The sequence below is a fragment of the Escherichia sp. MOD1-EC5189 genome, assembly GCF_002966045.1.
GTDB lineage: Bacteria > Pseudomonadota > Gammaproteobacteria > Enterobacterales > Enterobacteriaceae > Escherichia > Escherichia coli_F.
In genome coordinates this window covers 45,485-64,877 of sequence record NZ_PTRX01000005.1, presented here as the reverse complement: position 1 = coordinate 64,877, position 19,393 = coordinate 45,485, and the positions used below count along the sequence as shown (strand labels likewise).

General features: G+C 49.1%; 17 protein-coding genes and 2 pseudogenes. 9 read left to right on the top strand and 10 right to left on the bottom strand.

Translation table 11 applies throughout. The features are described from left to right. Positions 1–10: 10 nt before the first annotated feature. Positions 11–1,093: an ABC transporter ATP-binding protein gene (locus ATB02_RS05560; protein ID WP_000057969.1), complete on the top strand. Its 1,083-nt coding sequence runs from the start codon at positions 11–13 to the stop codon at positions 1,091–1,093. A 44-nt stretch (positions 1,094–1,137) separates the two neighbouring features. Next, on the top strand, positions 1,138–2,043 hold the full coding sequence (ompG, locus tag ATB02_RS05555; RefSeq protein WP_105271222.1) for a monomeric porin OmpG: 906 nt from the start codon (positions 1,138–1,140) through the stop codon (positions 2,041–2,043). 110 nt (positions 2,044–2,153) lie between these two features. Here the strand turns inward: ompG and ATB02_RS05550 are convergent, their stop codons facing one another. Beyond that, positions 2,154–3,152 (bottom strand): LacI family DNA-binding transcriptional regulator, encoded by a 999-nt coding sequence (locus ATB02_RS05550; RefSeq protein WP_032184036.1) that lies wholly within the window; start codon positions 3,150–3,152, stop codon positions 2,154–2,156. Between the two features lie 144 nt (positions 3,153–3,296). On the opposite strand from ATB02_RS05550, the gene ATB02_RS05545 reads away from it, so the two are divergent. The 3 genes from ATB02_RS05545 (at position 3,297) to tyrR (ending at position 7,441) form a co-directional block, all read left to right on the top strand. Beyond that, entirely contained in the window at positions 3,297–4,694 is a 1,398-nt protein-coding gene (locus ATB02_RS05545) for a YcjX family protein (protein WP_000825801.1), read from the top strand. Beyond that, a complete protein-coding gene (locus ATB02_RS05540; protein ID WP_000138727.1) occupies positions 4,691–5,752 on the top strand; it encodes a YcjF family protein in 1,062 nt (353 codons plus the stop codon). The genes ATB02_RS05545 and ATB02_RS05540 overlap by 4 nt, the downstream gene beginning before the upstream one ends. 147 nt (positions 5,753–5,899) lie before the next feature. Then, positions 5,900–7,441, top strand: coding sequence for a transcriptional regulator TyrR (tyrR, locus tag ATB02_RS05535; protein WP_032184038.1), 1,542 nt, complete (start codon positions 5,900–5,902; stop codon positions 7,439–7,441). Between the two features lie 37 nt (positions 7,442–7,478). Here tyrR and ATB02_RS05530 read toward each other — a convergent pair whose 3' ends face one another. Both ATB02_RS05530 and tpx read right to left on the bottom strand, forming a co-directional pair. Next, positions 7,479–9,521, bottom strand: a complete 2,043-nt coding sequence (locus ATB02_RS05530) for a hypothetical protein (RefSeq protein WP_105271221.1) — start codon at positions 9,519–9,521, stop codon at positions 7,479–7,481. 154 nt (positions 9,522–9,675) lie between these two features. Beyond that, on the bottom strand, positions 9,676–10,179 hold the full coding sequence (gene tpx / locus ATB02_RS05525; RefSeq protein WP_032184040.1) for a thiol peroxidase: 504 nt from the start codon (positions 10,177–10,179) through the stop codon (positions 9,676–9,678). A gap of 118 nt (positions 10,180–10,297) precedes the next feature. On the opposite strand from tpx, the gene ycjG reads away from it, so the two are divergent. Then, positions 10,298–11,263 (top strand): L-Ala-D/L-Glu epimerase, encoded by a 966-nt coding sequence (gene ycjG / locus ATB02_RS05520; protein ID WP_105271220.1) that lies wholly within the window; start codon positions 10,298–10,300, stop codon positions 11,261–11,263. Here ycjG and mpaA read toward each other — a convergent pair. Continuing rightward, complete coding sequence (gene mpaA, locus ATB02_RS05515; RefSeq protein ID WP_105271219.1) at positions 11,238–11,966, bottom strand: murein tripeptide amidase MpaA; 729 nt, start codon at positions 11,964–11,966, stop codon at positions 11,238–11,240. The genes ycjG and mpaA overlap by 26 nt on opposite strands. Positions 11,967–12,148: 182 nt before the next feature. Between mpaA and mppA the strand changes: the two genes are divergently transcribed. Continuing rightward, positions 12,149–13,762 carry a murein tripeptide ABC transporter substrate-binding protein MppA gene (gene mppA, locus ATB02_RS05510; protein WP_000683032.1) on the top strand — a complete coding sequence of 538 codons (1,614 nt, stop codon included), beginning with the start codon at positions 12,149–12,151 and terminating at the stop codon, positions 13,760–13,762. 45 nt (positions 13,763–13,807) lie between these two features. On the opposite strand, the gene ynaI is transcribed toward mppA, so the two are convergent. Further along, on the bottom strand, positions 13,808–14,839 hold the full coding sequence (gene ynaI, locus ATB02_RS05505; protein ID WP_000559893.1) for a low conductance mechanosensitive channel YnaI: 1,032 nt from the start codon (positions 14,837–14,839) through the stop codon (positions 13,808–13,810). Positions 14,840–15,082: 243 nt separating this feature from the next. On the opposite strand from ynaI, the gene ATB02_RS05500 reads away from it, so the two are divergent. Then, the gene (locus ATB02_RS05500) at positions 15,083–15,340 is read left to right on the top strand and encodes a DUF2534 family protein (protein WP_000605090.1); all 258 of its coding nucleotides are present in this window, start codon (positions 15,083–15,085) and stop codon (positions 15,338–15,340) included. Between the two features lie 49 nt (positions 15,341–15,389). Here the strand turns inward: ATB02_RS05500 and uspE are convergent, their stop codons facing one another. The 4 genes and pseudogenes from uspE to ATB02_RS05480 form a co-directional block, all read right to left on the bottom strand. Further along, complete coding sequence (gene uspE, locus ATB02_RS05495) at positions 15,390–16,340, bottom strand: universal stress protein UspE (protein ID WP_001262123.1); 951 nt, start codon at positions 16,338–16,340, stop codon at positions 15,390–15,392. 151 nt (positions 16,341–16,491) lie between these two features. Next, on the bottom strand, positions 16,492–17,244 hold the full coding sequence (fnr, locus tag ATB02_RS05490; RefSeq protein ID WP_000611911.1) for a fumarate/nitrate reduction transcriptional regulator Fnr: 753 nt from the start codon (positions 17,242–17,244) through the stop codon (positions 16,492–16,494). 194 nt (positions 17,245–17,438) lie between these two features. After that, complete coding sequence (ogt, locus tag ATB02_RS05485; RefSeq protein ID WP_039020832.1) at positions 17,439–17,954, bottom strand: methylated-DNA--[protein]-cysteine S-methyltransferase; 516 nt, start codon at positions 17,952–17,954, stop codon at positions 17,439–17,441. Between the two features lie 10 nt (positions 17,955–17,964). After that, positions 17,965–18,108 (bottom strand): annotated as a pseudogene (locus ATB02_RS05480) (AbgT family transporter); the annotation flags it as partial. Here ATB02_RS05480 and ATB02_RS26620 point away from each other — a divergent pair. Continuing rightward, positions 18,108–18,324, top strand: a pseudogene (locus ATB02_RS26620) (LysR family transcriptional regulator); the annotation flags it as partial. The pseudogenes ATB02_RS05480 and ATB02_RS26620 overlap by 1 nt on opposite strands. Positions 18,325–18,497: 173 nt before the next feature. Here the strand turns inward: ATB02_RS26620 and ATB02_RS05470 are convergent. Then, complete coding sequence (locus ATB02_RS05470; RefSeq protein ID WP_000156573.1) at positions 18,498–19,313, bottom strand: AraC family transcriptional regulator; 816 nt, start codon at positions 19,311–19,313, stop codon at positions 18,498–18,500. Between the last annotated feature and the right edge of the window lie 80 nt (positions 19,314–19,393).

Here is a 19,393-nt window from a genome sequence, read left to right as displayed (position 1 = left end):
AGGAATCAACATGGCACAGCTTTCGTTACAACATATTCAAAAGATCTACGATAACCAGGTGCATGTGGTGAAGGACTTCAACCTGGAGATTGCCGATAAAGAGTTCATCGTGTTTGTCGGTCCGTCGGGCTGCGGTAAATCGACCACCCTGCGTATGATTGCCGGGCTTGAGGAGATCAGCGGCGGCGATCTGTTGATCGACGGTAAACGAATGAATGACGTTCCGGCCAAAGCACGCAATATTGCGATGGTTTTCCAGAACTACGCGCTGTATCCGCATATGACGGTCTACGACAACATGGCGTTTGGCCTGAAGATGCAAAAAATCGCCAAAGAGGTGATAGATGAGCGGGTTAATTGGGCGGCGCAAATCCTTGGCCTGCGTGAGTACCTGAAACGCAAGCCGGGCGCGCTTTCCGGCGGTCAACGCCAGCGTGTGGCGCTCGGACGGGCGATTGTGCGCGAAGCGGGCGTGTTTTTAATGGATGAACCGCTCTCTAACCTGGATGCCAAGCTGCGCGTACAAATGCGCGCGGAAATCAGCAAGCTGCACCAGAAACTGAACACCACCATGATCTACGTGACCCACGATCAGACCGAAGCGATGACCATGGCGACGCGGATTGTCATTATGAAGGATGGGATTGTTCAGCAGGTCGGTGCGCCGAAAACGGTCTATAACCAACCGGCGAATATGTTTGTTGCCGGCTTTATTGGGTCACCAGCAATGAATTTTATTCGCGGCACGATCGATGGCGATAAATTCGTTACGGAAACGCTTAAATTAACCATTCCCGAAGATAAATTAGCGGTTCTGAAAACGCAGGAAAGTTTGCATAAACCCATTGTGATGGGAATACGCCCGGAGGATATTCATCCGGATGCGCAAGAGGAAAATAACATTTCCGCCAAAATTAGCGTGGCGGAATTAACCGGTGCGGAATTTATGCTCTACACCACGGTTGGGGGGCACGAGTTAGTGGTCCGTGCTGGTGCGTTAAATGATTATCATGCAGGAGAAAACGTCACTATTCATTTTGATATGACCAAATGTCATTTCTTTGATGCAGAAACGGAAATAGCAATTCGCTAAATACAGGGGGAAGGCATTCCCCCAGGATAATACAAGGAACAATAATGAAAAAGTTATTACCCTGTACCGCACTGGTGATGTGTGCGGGAATGGCCTGCGCACAGGCTGAGGAAAAAAACGACTGGCACTTTAATATCGGCGCGATGTACGAAATAGAAAACGTTGAGGGTTATGGCGAAGATATGGACGGGCTGGCGGAGCCTTCCGTCTATTTTAATGCTGCCAACGGGCCGTGGAGAATATCGCTGGCTTATTATCAGGAAGGGCCAGTAGATTATAGCGCGGGTAAACGTGGAACCTGGTTTGATCGCCCGGAACTGGAAGTGCATTATCAGTTTCTCGAAAGCGATGATGTCAGTTTCGGCCTGACCGGTGGTTTCCGTAACTATGGTTATCACTACGTTGATGAACCGGGTAAAGACACGGCAAATATGCAGCGCTGGAAAATCGCGCCAGACTGGGATGTGAAACTGACTGACGATTTACGTTTCAACGGATGGCTGTCGATGTATAAATTTGCCAACGATCTGAATACAACCGGTTATGCTGATACCCGTGTCGAAACGGAAACGGGTCTGCAATATACCTTCAACGAAACGGTTGCCTTGCGAGTGAACTATTATCTCGAGCGCGGCTTCAATATGGACGACAGCCGCAATAACGGTGAATTCTCCACGCAAGAAATTCGCGCCTATTTACCGCTGACGCTCGGCAATCACTCGGTAACACCGTATACGCGCATTGGGTTGGATCGCTGGAGTAACTGGGACTGGCAGGATGATATCGAACGTGAAGGCCATGATTTTAACCGTCTTGGTTTGTTTTACGGTTATGATTTCCAGAATGGTCTTTCCGTTTCGCTGGAATATGCGTTTGAGTGGCAGGATCACGACGAAGGCGATAGCGAAAAATTCCATTATGCAGGTGTCGGTGTGAATTACGCGTTCTGATAATGTGCTAAATTGCCGGATGCGGCGCGAGTACTTTATCCGGTTTATAAATGTAGGCCGGATAAGATGCGCCAGCATCGCATCCGGCATTCAGGCAACGTAGCTGGCATTTATTTCAACGACATATGCGTGGCAACGGTAATATTTTGTGGTGACGGTTTTCCGGCAATTAAGCGGAATAATAACTCGCAGCTTTGTTGACCTAACTCCTGCGTCGGAACATCGATGCCGCCCGGTGCAGGCGTTAATATAAACGACAGCGTTTCATTACTATAACCCACCACCGCTAACTGCTGCGGAATAGCAATGTTTTTCTCTGCCGCCGCACGATAAATGCTCATTAATTTCAGGCTGTCAGTAGCAAACACTGCCTCAGGCAACGGTGACTGGCTTAATAATTCCCGCGCGGCTTGCAGTGCTGTCTCATGGGTATAACCACCGTCAACGATCCACTCATTGCGCACTGCAATATTATGATTTTCCAGACTCTGCTTATAACCATTAACGCGGTCAACCGAAACATGAACATCCAGCGGAGCATGCAGGCAGGCAATATTTTTATGTCCACTTTCAATTAGCGCATCGGTCAGCGCAATACTGTCGCCAAAATTATCGGTATCGACAGAATAAACATGGGCGTATTGACCTTCAACTTTGCCAATTACTACCACCGGAATATCGTATTTATCGAGTTGGGCAAAAAAAGACTCATCTGCTGGCGAACTTAGCATAATAATGCCTTTAATCATTTTCTGCTTAATTTTGCTTTCACATTTTTGTAAGTCTTCAGCCGGGTTGTGCGACGTCTGCAATATCACGTCGAAACCCTCATCTTCCGCTTTGGCGGTAATGGCATGCAAAACTTCGGAGAAAAACGGGTTACCCGCCGTAGTTTTGGTCGAACGGGTAGAAATCACCATAATGGCATCAAAGCCCGAAGAGGTCAGCGCGCGGGCCAGTTTATTTGGCTGATACTGTAATTCTTCAATGGCCCGTAACACTTTTTCGCGCGCTTCCGGGGAGATATTGGTTTGCTTATTCAGCACGCGTGATACGGTGGATTTTGATACGCCGGCAACCCTGGCAATATCATAAATAGTAGGGGACATAGGTCAGGAACTCCGTCCGAACGTGAATGCTGCACATCTTATGGAGTTCGCCACAAGATGACAACACGGGCAGTTGATAATCAATGGCATGGCCCCCACATTCATATCCTTACGAATGATTTTTTTCTGGTCCACAGGACAGCAATGAAGCGACTTAAAAATGAACTTAATGCGCTGGTGAATCGGGGTGTCGACAGACATCTGCGCCTCGCTGTAACCGGACTTAGCCGCAGCGGCAAAACCGCGTTTATCACTGCGATGGTCAATCAGTTGCTCAATATTCATGCCGGAGCACGCTTGCCGCTATTAAGTGCGGTGCGTGAAGAGCGCCTGCTGGGCGTAAAACGCATTCCCCAGCGTGACTTTGGCATTCCGCGCTTCACCTACGATGAAGGGCTGGCGCAGTTATATGGCGATCCACCTGCCTGGCCGACCCCAACACGCGGCGTCAGTGAGATTCGCCTGGCGCTACGCTATAAATCGAACGATTCACTGTTGCGTCACTTCAAAGACACTTCCACGTTGTATCTGGAGATAGTGGATTATCCTGGCGAATGGTTACTCGACTTGCCGATGTTGGCGCAGGACTATTTAAGCTGGTCGCGCCAGATGACGGGCTTACTCAATGGTCAGCGCGGCGAATGGTCGGCAAAATGGCGAATGATGTGCGAAGGGCTGGACCCACTAGCACCTGCCGACGAAAACCGTCTTGCAGACATTGCTGCCGCATGGACCGATTATCTCCACCACTGCAAACAGCAGGGGCTGCACTTTATTCAGCCTGGGCGTTTTGTCTTGCCGGGCGATATGGCAGGTGCGCCCGCGCTGCAATTCTTCCCGTGGCCAGATGTCGATGCCTGGGGCGAGTCGAAACTGGCGCAGGCCGATAAACACACCAACGCCGGAATGCTGCGCGAGCGGTTTAATTATTACTGCGAGAAAGTGGTGAAAGGATTCTATAAAAATCACTTCCTGCGTTTTGATCGCCAGATAGTGCTGGTGGACTGCCTGCAACCGCTCAACAGTGGACCGCAGGCATTTAATGACATGCGTCTGGCGTTGACGCAATTAATGCAGAGTTTCCATTACGGGCAGCGCACGCTGTTCCGGCGCTTGTTCTCGCCGGTTATCGATAAACTGTTGTTTGCCGCGACTAAAGCGGACCATGTGACCATCGATCAGCACGCCAATATGGTTTCATTACTGCAACAACTGATTCAGGATGCCTGGCAAAATGCGGCGTTCGAAGGGATCAGTATGGACTGCCTGGGGCTGGCTTCAGTTCAGGCAACCACCAGCGGCATTATTGATGTTAACGGTGAGAAAATCCCGGCGCTGCGCGGTAATCGACTCAGCGATGGCGCACCGCTCACTGTGTATCCTGGCGAAGTTCCCGCACGTTTGCCTGGCCAGGCGTTCTGGGATAAGCAAGGCTTCCAGTTTGAGGCGTTTCGCCCGCAGGTGATGGATGTCGACAAACCGTTGCCGCATATTCGCCTTGATGCTGCGCTGGAATTTTTAATAGGAGATAAATTGCGATGACCGAACCGTTAAAACCACGTATTGATTTCGACGGTCCACTGGAGGTCGATCAGAATCCAAAATTCAGGGCGCAGCAGACCTTTGACGAAAATCAGGCGCAAAATTTTGCCCCGGCCACGCTCGACGAAGCGCAGGAAGAAGAGGGGCAAGTTGAAGCGGTGATGGATGCAGCGTTACGTCCGAAACGCAGTCTGTGGCGCAAAATGGTGATGGGCGGGTTGGCTCTGTTTGGTGCAAGCGTTGTCGGGCAGGGCGTGCAGTGGACGATGAATGCCTGGCAAACTCAGGATTGGGTAGCGCTGGGCGGCTGTGCCGCTGGGGCATTGATTATCGGCGCTGGCGTAGGTTCTGTGGTAACAGAGTGGCGGCGCTTATGGCGCTTGCGACAGCGCGCTCATGAACGCGATGAAGCGCGCGATTTGTTGCACAGTCACGGCACGGGTAAAGGCCGTGCATTCTGCGAAAAACTGGCGCAGCAGGCGGGCATCGACCAGTCGCATCCGGCACTGCAACGCTGGTATGCCTCAATCCATGAAACGCAGAACGATCGTGAAGTGGTCAGCCTGTATGCTCATCTGGTCCAGCCGGTTTTAGATGCTCAGGCGCGGCGCGAAATCAGTCGCTCAGCGGCGGAATCAACGTTAATGATCGCCGTTAGCCCGCTGGCGCTGGTGGATATGGCATTTATCGCCTGGCGCAATCTGCGTTTGATCAATCGCATCGCCACGCTGTATGGCATTGAACTGGGATATTACAGCCGTTTGCGCCTGTTTAAGCTGGTATTGCTGAATATCGCTTTTGCCGGAGCCAGCGAATTGGTGCGCGAAGTGGGGATGGACTGGATGTCGCAAGATCTCGCTGCGCGTTTGTCTACCCGCGCAGCTCAGGGAATTGGTGCTGGACTTCTGACGGCGCGACTGGGGATTAAAGCTATGGAACTTTGCCGCCCGCTGCCGTGGATTGACGATGACAAACCTCGCCTCGGGGATTTCCGTCGCCAGCTTATTGGTCAGGTGAAAGAGACGCTGCAAAAAGGCAAAACTCCTGCCGAAAAATAATGCAATATCGGGTGCTGACCGGATATCTTTACGCCGAAGTGCCCGTTTTTCCGTCTTTGTGTCAATGATTGTTGACAGAAACCTTCCTGCTATCCAAATAGTGTCATATCATCATATTAATTGTTCTTTTTTCAGGTGAAGGTTCCCATGCGTCTGGAAGTCTTTTGTGAAGACCGACTCGGTCTGACCCGCGAATTACTCGATCTACTCGTGCTAAGAGGCATTGATTTACGCGGTATTGAGATTGACCCCATTGGGCGAATCTACCTCAATTTTGCTGAACTGGAGTTTGAGAGCTTCAGCAGTCTGATGGCCGAAATACGCCGTATTGCAGGTGTTACCGATGTGCGTACTGTCCCGTGGATGCCTTCCGAACGTGAGCATCTGGCGTTGAGCGCGTTACTGGAGGCGTTGCCTGAACCTGTGCTCTCTGTCGATATGAAAAGCAAAGTGGATATGGCGAACCCGGCGAGCTGTCAGCTTTTTGGGCAAAAATTGGATCGCCTGCGCAACCATACCGCCGCGCAATTAATTAACGGCTTTAATTTTTTACGCTGGCTGGAAAGCGAACCGCAAGACTCGCATAACGAGCATGTCGTTATTAATGGGCAGAATTTCCTGATGGAGATTACGCCTGTTTATCTTCAGGATGAAAATGATCAACACGTCCTGACCGGTGCGGTGGTGATGTTGCGATCAACGATTCGTATGGGCCGTCAGTTGCAAAATGTCGCCGCCCAGGACGTCAGCGCCTTCAGTCAAATTGTCGCCGTCAGCCCGAAAATGAAGCATGTTGTCGAACAGGCTCAGAAACTGGCGATGCTAAGCGCGCCGCTGCTGATTACGGGTGACACAGGTACAGGTAAAGATCTCTTTGCCTACGCCTGCCATCAGGCAAGCCCACGAGCGGGCAAACCTTACCTGGCGCTGAACTGCGCGTCTATACCGGAAGATGCGGTCGAGAGTGAACTGTTTGGTCATGCTCCGGAAGGTAAAAAAGGGTTCTTTGAGCAGGCGAACGGTGGTTCGGTGCTGTTAGATGAGATAGGCGAGATGTCGCCAAGGATGCAGGCGAAATTACTGCGTTTCCTTAATGATGGTACTTTCCGTCGAGTTGGTGAAGATCATGAAGTGCATGTCGATGTAAGGGTGATTTGCGCTACGCAGAAGAATTTGGTCGAACTGGTGCAAAAAGGCGTTTTCCGTGAAGATCTCTATTATCGTTTGAACGTGTTGACGCTCAATCTACCGCCGTTACGTGACTGTCCGCAGGACATCATGCCGTTAACTGAACTGTTCGTCGCTCGCTTTGCCGACGAGCAGGGCGTGCCGCGTCCGAAACTGGCCGCTGACCTGAATACTGTACTTACGCGTTATGCGTGGCCGGGAAATGTGCGGCAGTTAAAGAACGCTATCTATCGCGCACTGACACAACTGGACGGCTATGAGCTGCGTCCTCAGGATATTTTGTTGCCGGATTATGACGCCGCAACGGTAGCCGTGGGCGAAGATGCGATGGAAGGTTCGCTGGACGAAATTACCAGCCGTTTTGAACGCTCGGTATTAACTCAGCTTTATCGCAATTATCCCAGCACGCGCAAACTGGCAAAACGTCTCGGCGTTTCGCATACCGCGATTGCCAATAAGTTGCGGGAATATGGCTTAAACCAGAAGAAAAGCGAAGAGTGATTGTGCTGGCTGCGCCGTTCAGGCGCAGCGGCAACGTTCATTTGATGCCAAACTTTTTATGCCAGGCTTCCACATGGCGCGCCGTTTGACGCAGCGGCGCATTCACTAAATAGTTCTGAATCCAGGGTGTTTCCATCCAGTAGCGGACTTTTTCCGGCGCGTGCGTGAGGCAGTGCATCACGGCGGCATGATGAAATGAATTTGCTGAATTATCATAACCATCATAGGCACCTTCACCGATCCCACGCACTAATACACCATGTTCCAGCATGGTCGCCAGAACGGGAATTTGTTCTGGAATATGCACAAAGAAATTTAAAAGTTGACCGCCTTTTGCCAAAGCATAGTGTTCCAGCCCCTGAAGGTACCAGTTAACCTGCGGCATATAGTTTGAGTAGATGTGCAGGTTGTAACGCAGGAGGGCCGTTGCTAGCGCATGTGAAAATCGCGGCTGACTTTTACCAAACTCAGCGATGGTAAGGACGCTGTCGAGCGATAACCTCGAACTGAAAGCCAGTGCCATTATTTCCGGTAGTTCCGGTTGTCCAAAGTGCGCGGCGGCGGCGCTACGGCAATCAGCGCGGTCAAACGTGGCGAGCATGGCGTAAATAGGGTCAGCAACGTCATGCGGCTCGTGGGCCAGTTGTTTGAAAATGTCGCCAGCATGTCCGCATTTCATAGCCATCCAGCAGAGATTAACAAATTCACCCGCCATATTGTCATTTACGAAATAGGCATCCGGATACTGATGTAATTCAAAGGACAACCCGGCAACCCATATGAAACGCATCGGAAAGACAAACGGTTCCGCAATCAGTTGTATAAACTCTGCGGCATCAAAGCATTTTCCTTCCTGGCGCTCAAACAAATAACGGGCAATATCTGGGTGAGAAAGTGAACCCCGACGAGGCCATTGGGCGGCAAATTCATGCCACTGATAACTATCATTATGATGCCGGTGAGCGATATTATTTAGCTCAGATGTCTGAAAGGCCGCTTTCGCTGCAATATATTCCACACTATCCAGCTGACGATATTCATAAACCGCTTCGCCGGGCGAGATTAATTTTCGACTAATCGCGCAGCGCTTTCGGGACTTACCGCCAAGAACCTTTTCATAAAGTGACATGAAGGGACCAGAATGCACAACATCATGTCCGACGGTGAGAAATTTATCCTGCAACGCCTGAAACTCTGCGCTGTGCAAGAGATTATTCAGCAAGGTACTAAGTTCAGGCTTTATGCGGCGCTTTGCGCCAGTTGAAACGAAAAGATCATGGAAATGACCATCATTGTTGCGGATTAATTGTTTTACCCAGGTTAGCGCTTCACTTAGCTGATCAGTAGACGAAAATAAACCAATCGCATAGAGATAAAAGTCTGAGTAGGTATGGATATGATTTAATGGTTCTTTTTTACTGCGTACAAAAGAGATCGCATCGGAAAACTGTGCATTGTGGATCAAATGGCGCAAATGGCGGGTATATTGCTTCCAGGTATTACAGGTTCGCTCATCCAGAACGCCCGCATTAATTAACCACGCTTGTTTTGCCAGCAACCAAGTTTCATCATAATAAGCAGGCCCTAACGGGTGGTAATCCGCGATAAACGCTTTCAGCGCATAAGGGGTAAAATTTGGGGCGACAGGGTTATCTTCCGGGACATCGCTGGCATGGAAAAGCGATTCAAGAACAGCGGATGCTTTATTCCAGTCTTCCATTGCGCAAGCGGCGTTAAATAACACCATTCTTAATGCCGGGTAACGCGATAATGCTGTAAAAACAGGCGTACTGCCTCTCCATGAACTATATCCATTTGGATTAAAGAAATGGTAATCAGTAATGGCTGCTTCGAGCCAGGTTTCTGCACCACTAGCCTCGCCGCAGTGAACCATCGCCGCTGCGCCAAGAAAAATACCGGCTGCAGCTGCCGGCGGTAAACATGAACTACCTTGTTCAATAGGATCTGGCGCTAGCTCTAAAAGCCATTCTGCATGGTTCGTTAGTGCCTCGGCAATGGCAGGAATGTCCGTTGAACAGCAATTGTGTTTAAGCCAGACCGTAATTTGTTTATCATCCATAATAGTCATCACTCCGCTGGGCCAATAATGGCAAAGAGCAATCTTAATGCACAACGGTTAGGGGGAATAGTGGCAGGAACTCTGGAAAATAATGGGACTGGTAGATCAAAAAACTGCCGTTCACCGGTGGTGATTCAGTGAACGGCACAGTTGTTTAGCGCAGTACAGCCAGAGCTGCTTCGTAATCCGGCTCGGTGGTGATTTCATCCACCAGCTGGCTGAAAATCACATTGTCATTTTCATCAATAACCACAACGGCACGCGCTGCCAGACCTTTCAGTGGGCCATCAGCAATTGCCACACCGTAGGCTTGCAGGAATTCAGCGTTACGGAAAGTGGAGAGGGTGATAACGTTGTTCAGACCTTCTGCGCCGCAGAAACGAGACTGGGCGAACGGCAGATCGGCAGAGATACACAGCACAACGGTGTTGTCGATCTCGGTTGCCAGTTGGTTAAACTTACGTACTGATGCGGCGCAAACACCGGTATCAATACTCGGGAAAATGTTCAGCACTTTGCGTTTACCCGCAAACTGACCGAGGGTGACGTCAGACAGATCTTTTGCCACGAGAGTAAAAGTCTGCGCTTTGCTACCCGCCAGCGGGATGGAATTGGCGACTGTAACCGGGTTGCCCTGGAAATGAACGGTTTGTGACATGATTATCTTTCCTGTTTACATATAGTTAACGTCACACCTAGTTTATGCTAACTGTCAATAACACAGCAAACGCTATTTGCGCTTAATCCGCAGACCACCGCGACAACAAGGAGTAAAGATGAGAACCGTTAAGGTATTTGAGGAAGCCTGGCCCTTACATACCCCGTTTGTGATTGCTCGGGGAAGTCGTAGTGAAGCGCGCGTGGTGGTGGTTGAACTGGAAGAAGAAGGTATTAAAGGCACCGGTGAATGCACGCCGTATCCGCGTTATGGAGAAAGTGATGCCTCGGTAATGGCGCAAATTATGAGCGTCGTGCCGCAATTAGAGAAAGGGCTGACACGGGAGGAGTTACAAAAAATTCTCCCTGCCGGCGCAGCACGTAATGCGCTGGATTGTGCATTGTGGGATCTGGCGGCGCGAAAACAGCAGCAATCGCTGGCTGATTTGATCGGCATAACGCTTCCTGAGACAGTCACCACTGCCCAGACGGTAGTCATCGGTACGCCTGATCAGATGGCCAATAGTGCATCAACACTCTGGCAGGCAGGCGCGAAATTACTGAAAGTGAAGCTGGATAACCATCTTATCAGTGAGCGGATGGTAGCAATTCGCACGGCTGTACCCGATGCGACGCTAATCGTTGATGCAAATGAATCCTGGCGTGCAGAAGGGTTGGCAGCGCGTTGCCAACTGCTCGCGGATTTAGGCGTTGCGATGCTTGAACAACCGCTTCCTGCGCAGGACGATGCGGCACTGGAGAATTTTATTCATCCGTTACCGATTTGTGCTGATGAAAGTTGTCATACCCGTAGCAATCTGAAGGCGCTGCAAGGGCGCTATGAGATGGTTAACATTAAGCTCGATAAAACGGGTGGCCTGACGGAAGCGCTGGCGCTGGCGACTGAAGCACGTGCACAAGGTTTTAGTCTGATGCTGGGCTGCATGTTGTGTACCTCTCGTGCCATTAGCGCCGCTTTACCGCTGGTGCCGCAGGTCAGTTTCGCCGATCTTGACGGACCGACCTGGCTGGCGGTAGATGTGGAACCGGCGCTTCAGTTCACAACGGGCGAATTGCATCTTTAGGATGCCAGCGCAGCAAGTTTGCCATCGCAAAGAGATATTTTTCGCTGGCTTCGTCGGAGGAGATGGGCGGAAACTCTGCGGTGATGCAATGCAGGTTGATATCCGCACACCAACTGCCGAAAGAGCCAGGCGTTTCATAACCGACGCTGGTGACCAGTGGCAATTCAAACGCCTGGGCCAGCCATTCACCTAATTCGCTGTGTCTGGGGTCTTCAATACAGGCCAGTGGATCGTGGAATGAGACCACCCAGGCAGGTTGAATGCGATGTATAAGCTGGCACAGCGCCTGAGTTTCAGGTTCGGAGCCAGGTTTGTCACCTGTCAGTAAAACGACATCACGTTCTTCAGCGGCGCTGTTCCAGCGATAAACCGTTTCACCTTCCTTCCAGTTTGCTGCCGGAAAGTTTCTATTTAAATCCACGCCATTAGCATTGGCCCGTAACCCTAACTGGCAGCCGTCAGGATTCACACACAGCACCACATGATGGCGGCGCAAAGAAGGTGTCAATGTCCGCAGAGCACAGGAGAGGGTCACGACCGAAGAGTTTTCATCACCGTGGGTGCCAGCCAGAATCAAACCACTTTCGTGACTGGCGGCTGGGGCCGGAAACCAGATCAAAGGCGCGCCCAATAATGAACGTCCGTAATGTTCTGTACCGGGCGGAAATGCGCCGCGTTCGGCGCGTGGGCGAGTTACGGTCATGATCGTCTCTGGTTCAGGAAGTATTACAGGCAGTGTTGTGCAAATTTTGCGGATTATCAAATCCTTTTCTTCAACGCTATGTTATCGATCTTGTATCACTTTTTTGCCGGAAGTTGTTTGCATTTCTTTAAGGCGAAACAAATAATTACGCATGATTATTAACGCAGGTTTGAGGGTAACTTATGAAGCACTCTGTTTCAGTCACGTGTTGTGCGCTGTTGGTCAGCAGCATTTCTCTTTCGTATGCTGCAGAAGTTCCGAGCGGCACAGTACTGGCAGAGAAGCAGGAGCTGGTGCGCCATATTAAAGATGAGCCTGCGTCGCTGGATCCCGCTAAAGCCGTGGGTCTGCCAGAGATTCAGGTCATTCGCGATCTTTTTGAAGGACTGGTGAATCAGAACGAGAAAGGGGAGATTGTCCCCGGCGTTGCGACTCAGTGGAAAAGTAATGACAACCGTATCTGGACTTTCACCCTGCGCGATAACGCAAAATGGGCGGATGGCACACCGGTAACGGCACAGGATTTTGTCTACAGCTGGCAACGTCTGGTTGACCCAAAAACGTTGTCGCCGTTTGCCTGGTTTGCCGCGCTGGCGGGAATCAACAACGCACAGGCGATTATTGATGGTAAAGCTACGCCTGATCAGCTTGGCGTCACCGCGGTTGATGCCCGTACTTTGAAAATCCAGCTTGATAAACCGTTGCCATGGTTTGTGAATTTAACAGCCAATTTTGCCTTCTTCCCGGTGCAAAAAGCTAACGTAGAAAGCGGGAAAGAGTGGACGAAACCCGGAAATCTGGTCGGCAATGGCGCTTATGTTCTTAAAGAGCGTGTAGTCAATGAAAAACTGGTCGTGGTGCCAAATACTCATTATTGGGATAACGCCAAAACGGTGTTGCAAAAAGTGACCTTCCTGCCAATTAATCAGGAATCCGCAGCCACTAAGCGTTATCTTGCGGGGGATATTGATATCACCGAATCCTTCCCAAAAAATATGTATCAGAAGCTGTTAAAGGATATTCCGGGGCAGGTTTATACACCGCCGCAGCTCGGGACCTATTATTATGCGTTTAACACGCAAAAAGGGCCGACGGCAGATCAGCGCGTTCGTCTGGCATTAAGTATGACGATAGATCGCCGCCTGATGACCGAAAAAGTGTTGGGGACGGGCGAAAAACCAGCGTGGCATTTTACGCCAGATGTTACTGCCGGATTCACGCCGGAGCCTTCGCCGTTTGAACAAATGAGTCAGGAAGAACTGAATGCGCAGGCAAAAACTTTGTTGAGCGCAGCCGGTTATGGTCCGCAAAAACCGCTGAAGCTGACGCTTTTGTATAATACTTCAGAAAACCATCAAAAAATTGCGATTGCTGTGGCATCGATGTGGAAAAAGAACCTTGGTGTAGATGTCAAACTGCAAAATCAGGAATGGAAAACCTATATCGATAGTCGTAATACAGGTAATTTTGATGTTATCCGCGCCTCGTGGGTGGGGGATTATAATGAACCCTCCACCTTCCTGACATTATTAACGTCAACGCATTCAGGCAACATTTCACGCTTTAACAACCCGGCCTACGACAAAGTTTTGGCCCAGGCATCGACGGAAAATACCGTTAAAGCGCGTAATGCCGATTACAACGCGGCAGAAAAAATCCTCATGGAGCAAGCACCGATTGCACCAATTTATCAATATACCAATGGACGATTAATCAAGCCGTGGCTGAAAGGTTATCCCATTAATAACCCGGAAGATGTGGCGTATAGCCGGACTATGTATATTGTGAAACATTGATGTGAACTGGCGTTACCCTTGTGGGTAACGCCAGTGATGTCTGAATTAACGACCCTGGTCTGGTGGTGTAATGTTATCCATATACAGCGTCTGGCTTGGGAACGCGAAATCCGCGCCGTGTGACTGTACAATATCGATAATCTTCAAATAAACATCCTGCTGGGCGGCAAGCCATTCAGCCCATACCGTGGTTTTGGTAAAGCAATAAACCATAATATTCAATGACGAGTCAGCAAACTGGTTGAAATAAACCAGTAAGGTTTGTCGCTGGTCGATGGCCGGATGATTTTTAAGCATCTCACGTACGGCTTCGACAATGGCTCCCACTTTTGCCGCATCCTCATAACGTAAACCGATTGTCGTGGTAATACGTCGGTTGGTCATTCGCCCCGGGTTTTCTACGCTGATAGACGAAAACAGCGAGTTCGGGACGTATAACGGACGATTATCAAAGGTCGTAATTTTGGTAATTCGCCAGCCAATTTCCGCTACTGTACCTTCGATATTTCTGTCCGGTGAACGGATCCAGTCGCCAATACTGAAAGGACGGTCGAAATAGAGCATAATCCCGGAAAAGAAGTTACTCAGAATATCTTTACCGGCCATACCAACAGCCAGACCACCAATACCACCAAAGGTCAGCAAGCCAGAAAGGCTCATGCCGAAATGTTCGCCATAAAGCAAAACAAGTACCACAATAATGGTGATTTTGATGATACGCGACATAATCCGCGCACTGGTGATATCGCGACCTTTTTTAATCTGCTGTTTTTCAAACTGATTTATCAGCAGAAATAGTTTAATCGTCAGAATAACCGCAATCAGGGACGTACAGATAAAATCGATAACGCCTGGGGTGATAAATTTGAGTTTATAGTTTTCTATAACATAATTAATGATGCTACCAACAGCACTGATAATTATGGTGTAGATTAAAAATTGCACCGCATGGAATAAAAATCCTTTTCTTTTACGATTTCCGCGGCGAAACCAAAAGCTCATCAGAATCAATGCTGCGCAGCTACCGAAAATAATGACCAGATTAAGCGCATTATTTGTAAACAGTTCAGCGATCATTGTTTTATCAGGCTCCTCCAGATAATTGTCGTCATGCCGGAAACCCCTGGCGGGGCTATTTTACCGCGACAATTCATTCAGATCATCAATAGTCAGGGAAGGAAGTAGCAGCATTAGCTAACTAATCAATGCGTTGATTGTAAATCCAGCTAAGAGGTGAGGTTTTCAGAGCAGACAACGGTGAAATGTCATGGTATTGTTACGGTTAGGTAACAAGAAATTTGTCTGCACAAGGATTACATCATGATTATGGCGAAACTGAAGTCAGCGAAAGGGAAGAAATTTCTCTTTGGTTTGTTGGCGGTTTTCATTATTGCGGCGTCGGTTGTGACTCGCGCGACCATCGGCGGCGTTATAGAACAGTACAATATTCCGCTGTCTGAGTGGACGACATCAATGTATGTGATTCAGTCATCAATGATTTTTGTTTATAGCCTGGTCTTTACTGTGTTGCTGGCAATCCCGTTGGGAATTTATTTCCTTGGCGGCGAAGAGCAGTAAGTAAAAAATAGGCCCGTTAACTCGGGCCTTGTCAGTTATTGAAGAGTCGTTAATCGTCTTCTTCGTCATCCAGTTCAACGGGTGTCTGATACTGGTCAGGTTTAATGACCAGCAGGTCGCAGCGAAGATGATCAATCACCTGTTCCGCCGTGTTGCCGAGGAATGCTGCTGAAATACCGGTGCGTCCGACCGTACCCAGAACCACAATCCCCGCCTGTAAGTGCTCCGCCAAATCAGGAATCACCTCTTCTGGTAGACCTTTTTCTACGTGCGTCATGTTTTCATTAATGCCGAATTTCTGCCGTAGGGCTTTCATTGCCAGCAAATGTTGCCCACGAATGGCATCGTTATAAACGCTCGGGTCAAATTCCGGCAGTTCAATCGCGATATTAATTGGCGTTACCGGATAAGCGCCAACCAGATGAACTTCGGTATGGTTGACTTGTTCCGCCAGTTCGATCGTCTCTTTAACCAGTTTTTCATTGAGCGCATTATGGTACGGCTCTTCACTGGCGAGATTCACCGCCACCAGCGCCTTACCCCCTTCCGGCCACGGCTGGTCTTTCACCATCCACACCGGGCTTGGGCATTTGCGTAACAGATGCCAGTCCGTTGGCGTAAAAATCACCGCTTCCAGACGGTCATGTTGGTGCGCCATTTTTAGCACCAAATCGTGTCCGCCGCTGATCACTTCCTGAATGATGGCTTCGAATGGACGGTTATGCCAGACCACTTTAATTTCAATGGGAACGCCAGCATTGAGATAATATTTTGCCTGCTCGTGGATCCAGGCTGTTCGCTGGCTGATGACGCCCTGACGCATAGCGGTACGTTCGTCCGGGGAGAGCAGGGTGGTCATTTCGTATGAGAAGTCATAGATCGGCAAAAAGGCTTTAATTTTGCCACCAATCCGTTGATGTAAATAAACAGCTCGCCGCAATGCTGGTTGGTCGTCCTGGTTAGGATCGATAACAACGAGCATGTTCTGATACATAGCCATACAGGGTCTCCTTACAACAACTGTCAACGCAGTTTGTAATTAAAAGATTAACCCATATCTGGTGAATGAAACAGTGATGAACCTTCTGTCAGATCAATAAATCAGAAAAATTTAATGATATGACAGAAGGATAGTGAGTGATGCGGAAAAATCAGGCAACGTTACGCGTGTGACCAGCAAGCTGGGCCAGCGCATCGTTATTTTCGATGGTGATGTATTTACCTTTGACTGCAAGCATGCCGCTTTTCTGGAAGCGACCCAGCAGACGGCTGATGGTTTCTACCGTCAGGCCCAGATAGTTACCGATATCGCCACGAGTCATCGTCAGGCGGAATTCACGAGGGGAGAAGCCGCGTTGGGCAAAACGACGGGACAGGTTGTAGATGAATGCAGCCAGACGCTCCTCGGCATTTTTCTTCGACAACAGCAGGATCATGTCCTGATCGCCTTTGATTTCACCGCTCATCAGACGCATCATCTGCTGACGCAGATTCGGCATTTTACCGGACAAATCGTCCAGCGTTTCGAACGGAATTTCACATACCATCGAGGTTTCCAGCGCCTGCGCGAAGCTCGGGTGATGACCGCTGCCGATTGCATCAAATCCCACCAGGTCACCAGCTAAATGGAAACCAGTGATTTGCTCGTCGCCTTGCTCAGTAATGGTATAACTTTTAATCGTACCGGAGCGGATGGCATAAAGCGATTTAAGTTCATCACCAGCCTTAAACAGCGTCTGGCCTTTCTGAATAGGCTTCTTCCGCTCAATGATATTATCAAGCTGATCAAGCTCATGTTCGTTGAGTGTGAACGGGATGCAAAGCTGGCTGATGCTGCAATCCTGGCAATGGATAGCACAACCGCCAGACTGAATGCGCCGTATAATTCGCTTTTCCGGGATCATAGGTCTGCTCAAGCCGTAATTGATATTTGTCAATTTTAACATCTTTTTAGGGAGCAAGTAAGTCTAAGCAAACCTTAACAGCAGAGAATTCCGATATTAGATGTAAATATATGTCTATCTATTTGAAAAACCTTAAGTTATTAAGGGTAACTTTACATAAAAGTGTGAACAAGCTGGCACAAATTGTTTAATGTTTACAGCAAAAGATAACCTTCGTGGCGTAATAACCACTCTTTTCGCTGAACTCCGCCTGCATATCCGGTCATGGTACCGTTTCTGCCAATGACCCGATGACAAGGCACAACAATGCTGATGGGATTCGATCCGTTAGCCGCACCTACGGCACGCGCCGCGCCGGGGCGGCCCAATTGTTCAGCCAGTTGGCCGTAATGCATTACCTGCCCGCAGGGGATTGTGCGTAATGTTTTCCAGACCTCGCGCTGAAATGGCGTCCCCCCCGTGGCAGTGGGAAGCGTATCAATAATGCTAAGATTACCGGCAAAATATTCACGAAGCTTGTCGCTTAAACCACCTGGGTTGGTGGCAGAAATGCGTTCATAGCCTTCTTTGCGGTAATGGATGTCCAGCAGCTGCACCATGCGTTCGCTGTACTCTTCCCATTCAACCGCCCGCAAGTGAAATTGCTCATCGCAAATCACCCACAGTGGACCTAGTGGCGTGGCAATTTTTTCTTCAAGTAATCTCAGCATCCGTTCTCTCTTAAGACAAACGAGGGTAAATCCCCGGACCTATCGGCAGACCAACAAGATACCACGCCAGCAACATCAGCAGCCATACCACCAAAAAGATAAGTGGATAGGGCAAAACTAACGAATAGTAAGTACCCAGTTTCGCGTCTGGTTTGTCTCAGTCTGATAGCATAAAGCGATTTTTTGATTTTTCTGCCTGAAGAAATGAGGGCAAGCCATCACATGGATCGAGGGTGGGATAATTCCAGTCAGCGAAATTTTACCGTAGGCTATCTGTAATTTGATTCTGTGGCGTGATAGCCGCCAGACACCACTGATCTCGTCACTCATTCCCCAATCCCGGCGAGAATGTGGTTATTTACAGAGCTAAAAAATGAATAAAAAAATAGAGCCTGTCGACATCCGCCAGACTCTACAGTACACACAGCAGTGCATCCTCGTCTTAAATCCGGCCTGGGGTCCTGGTGACCGGTGACAGTGTTATAACGGTTTTACCCATCCGTTGCCAATTTTCTTCAGTGACAGATTTCACGAAAATATAAGTTAAATCATTTGTCTTGTGATTGCATAATCATGCATCGTTAATCGACGAGTAAATTTACCGGGCGAGTAGCCCGTTCGACGCTTAAACATATTGCCGAACGATTCAGCTGAGGCATAGCCCAGACGATGGGCAATTTTGGTCAACGAATATCCATCATCAAGAAGCGTCACTGCAGAAATAACATGCATTTGCTGAACCCAGTGGCGAAATGTTAATCCCGTCTCTTTAACAAATAAGCGCATGAGTGTACGGCTACTGACGTTAATTTTATCCGCTAGATTATCCAGTGTTGGCAGATACCCTTGGTTGTTTAGCAAATTCTCACAAAGCTGCTGTAGCCGCTCATCATTTGGCCAAGGGAGTTCAAGTGACATTTTCACCCCCATTTTTATTTCCTGAAGTATCAGTGTCTCGAGGGCTGAAAAACGTAACTGTTGTTTATCTGTGGTACTTTGCGACGGTGGAAGTTGGTTAATTGCAATTAGTAATTCTCTTAACAGGGGTGAAATACCCGTCATGAAGCAAACTTTTCCCAGCGTTTCACTTTCCGCTTCTGAAACCAGTACGGTTTTTAAAAGTACGTTGCCTGTCGCAACAAACTTATGCGGCATTTGTGGGGGCAGCCAAAGCGCGCTGCTGGCATGCACTAGCCAGACGCTTTCTCCAGCCCATACACGAACGACTCCTTCAGCCGGGTAAAGCAACTGGGCATAGAGATGTTTATGCCAGGGAACTGTACCTCCATTCAGATGTTCCGAATCCAGTCCGATAATGTGATGCCCTGGTGATGCTTTGGGCTGCAGTGTAATTGTCATTTACAGTAGGTATTTTGTCAGAAATCATCAAATAAGCCATGTTAAATTTTAAATATGACGAATGCAAGTTTCCGGATATA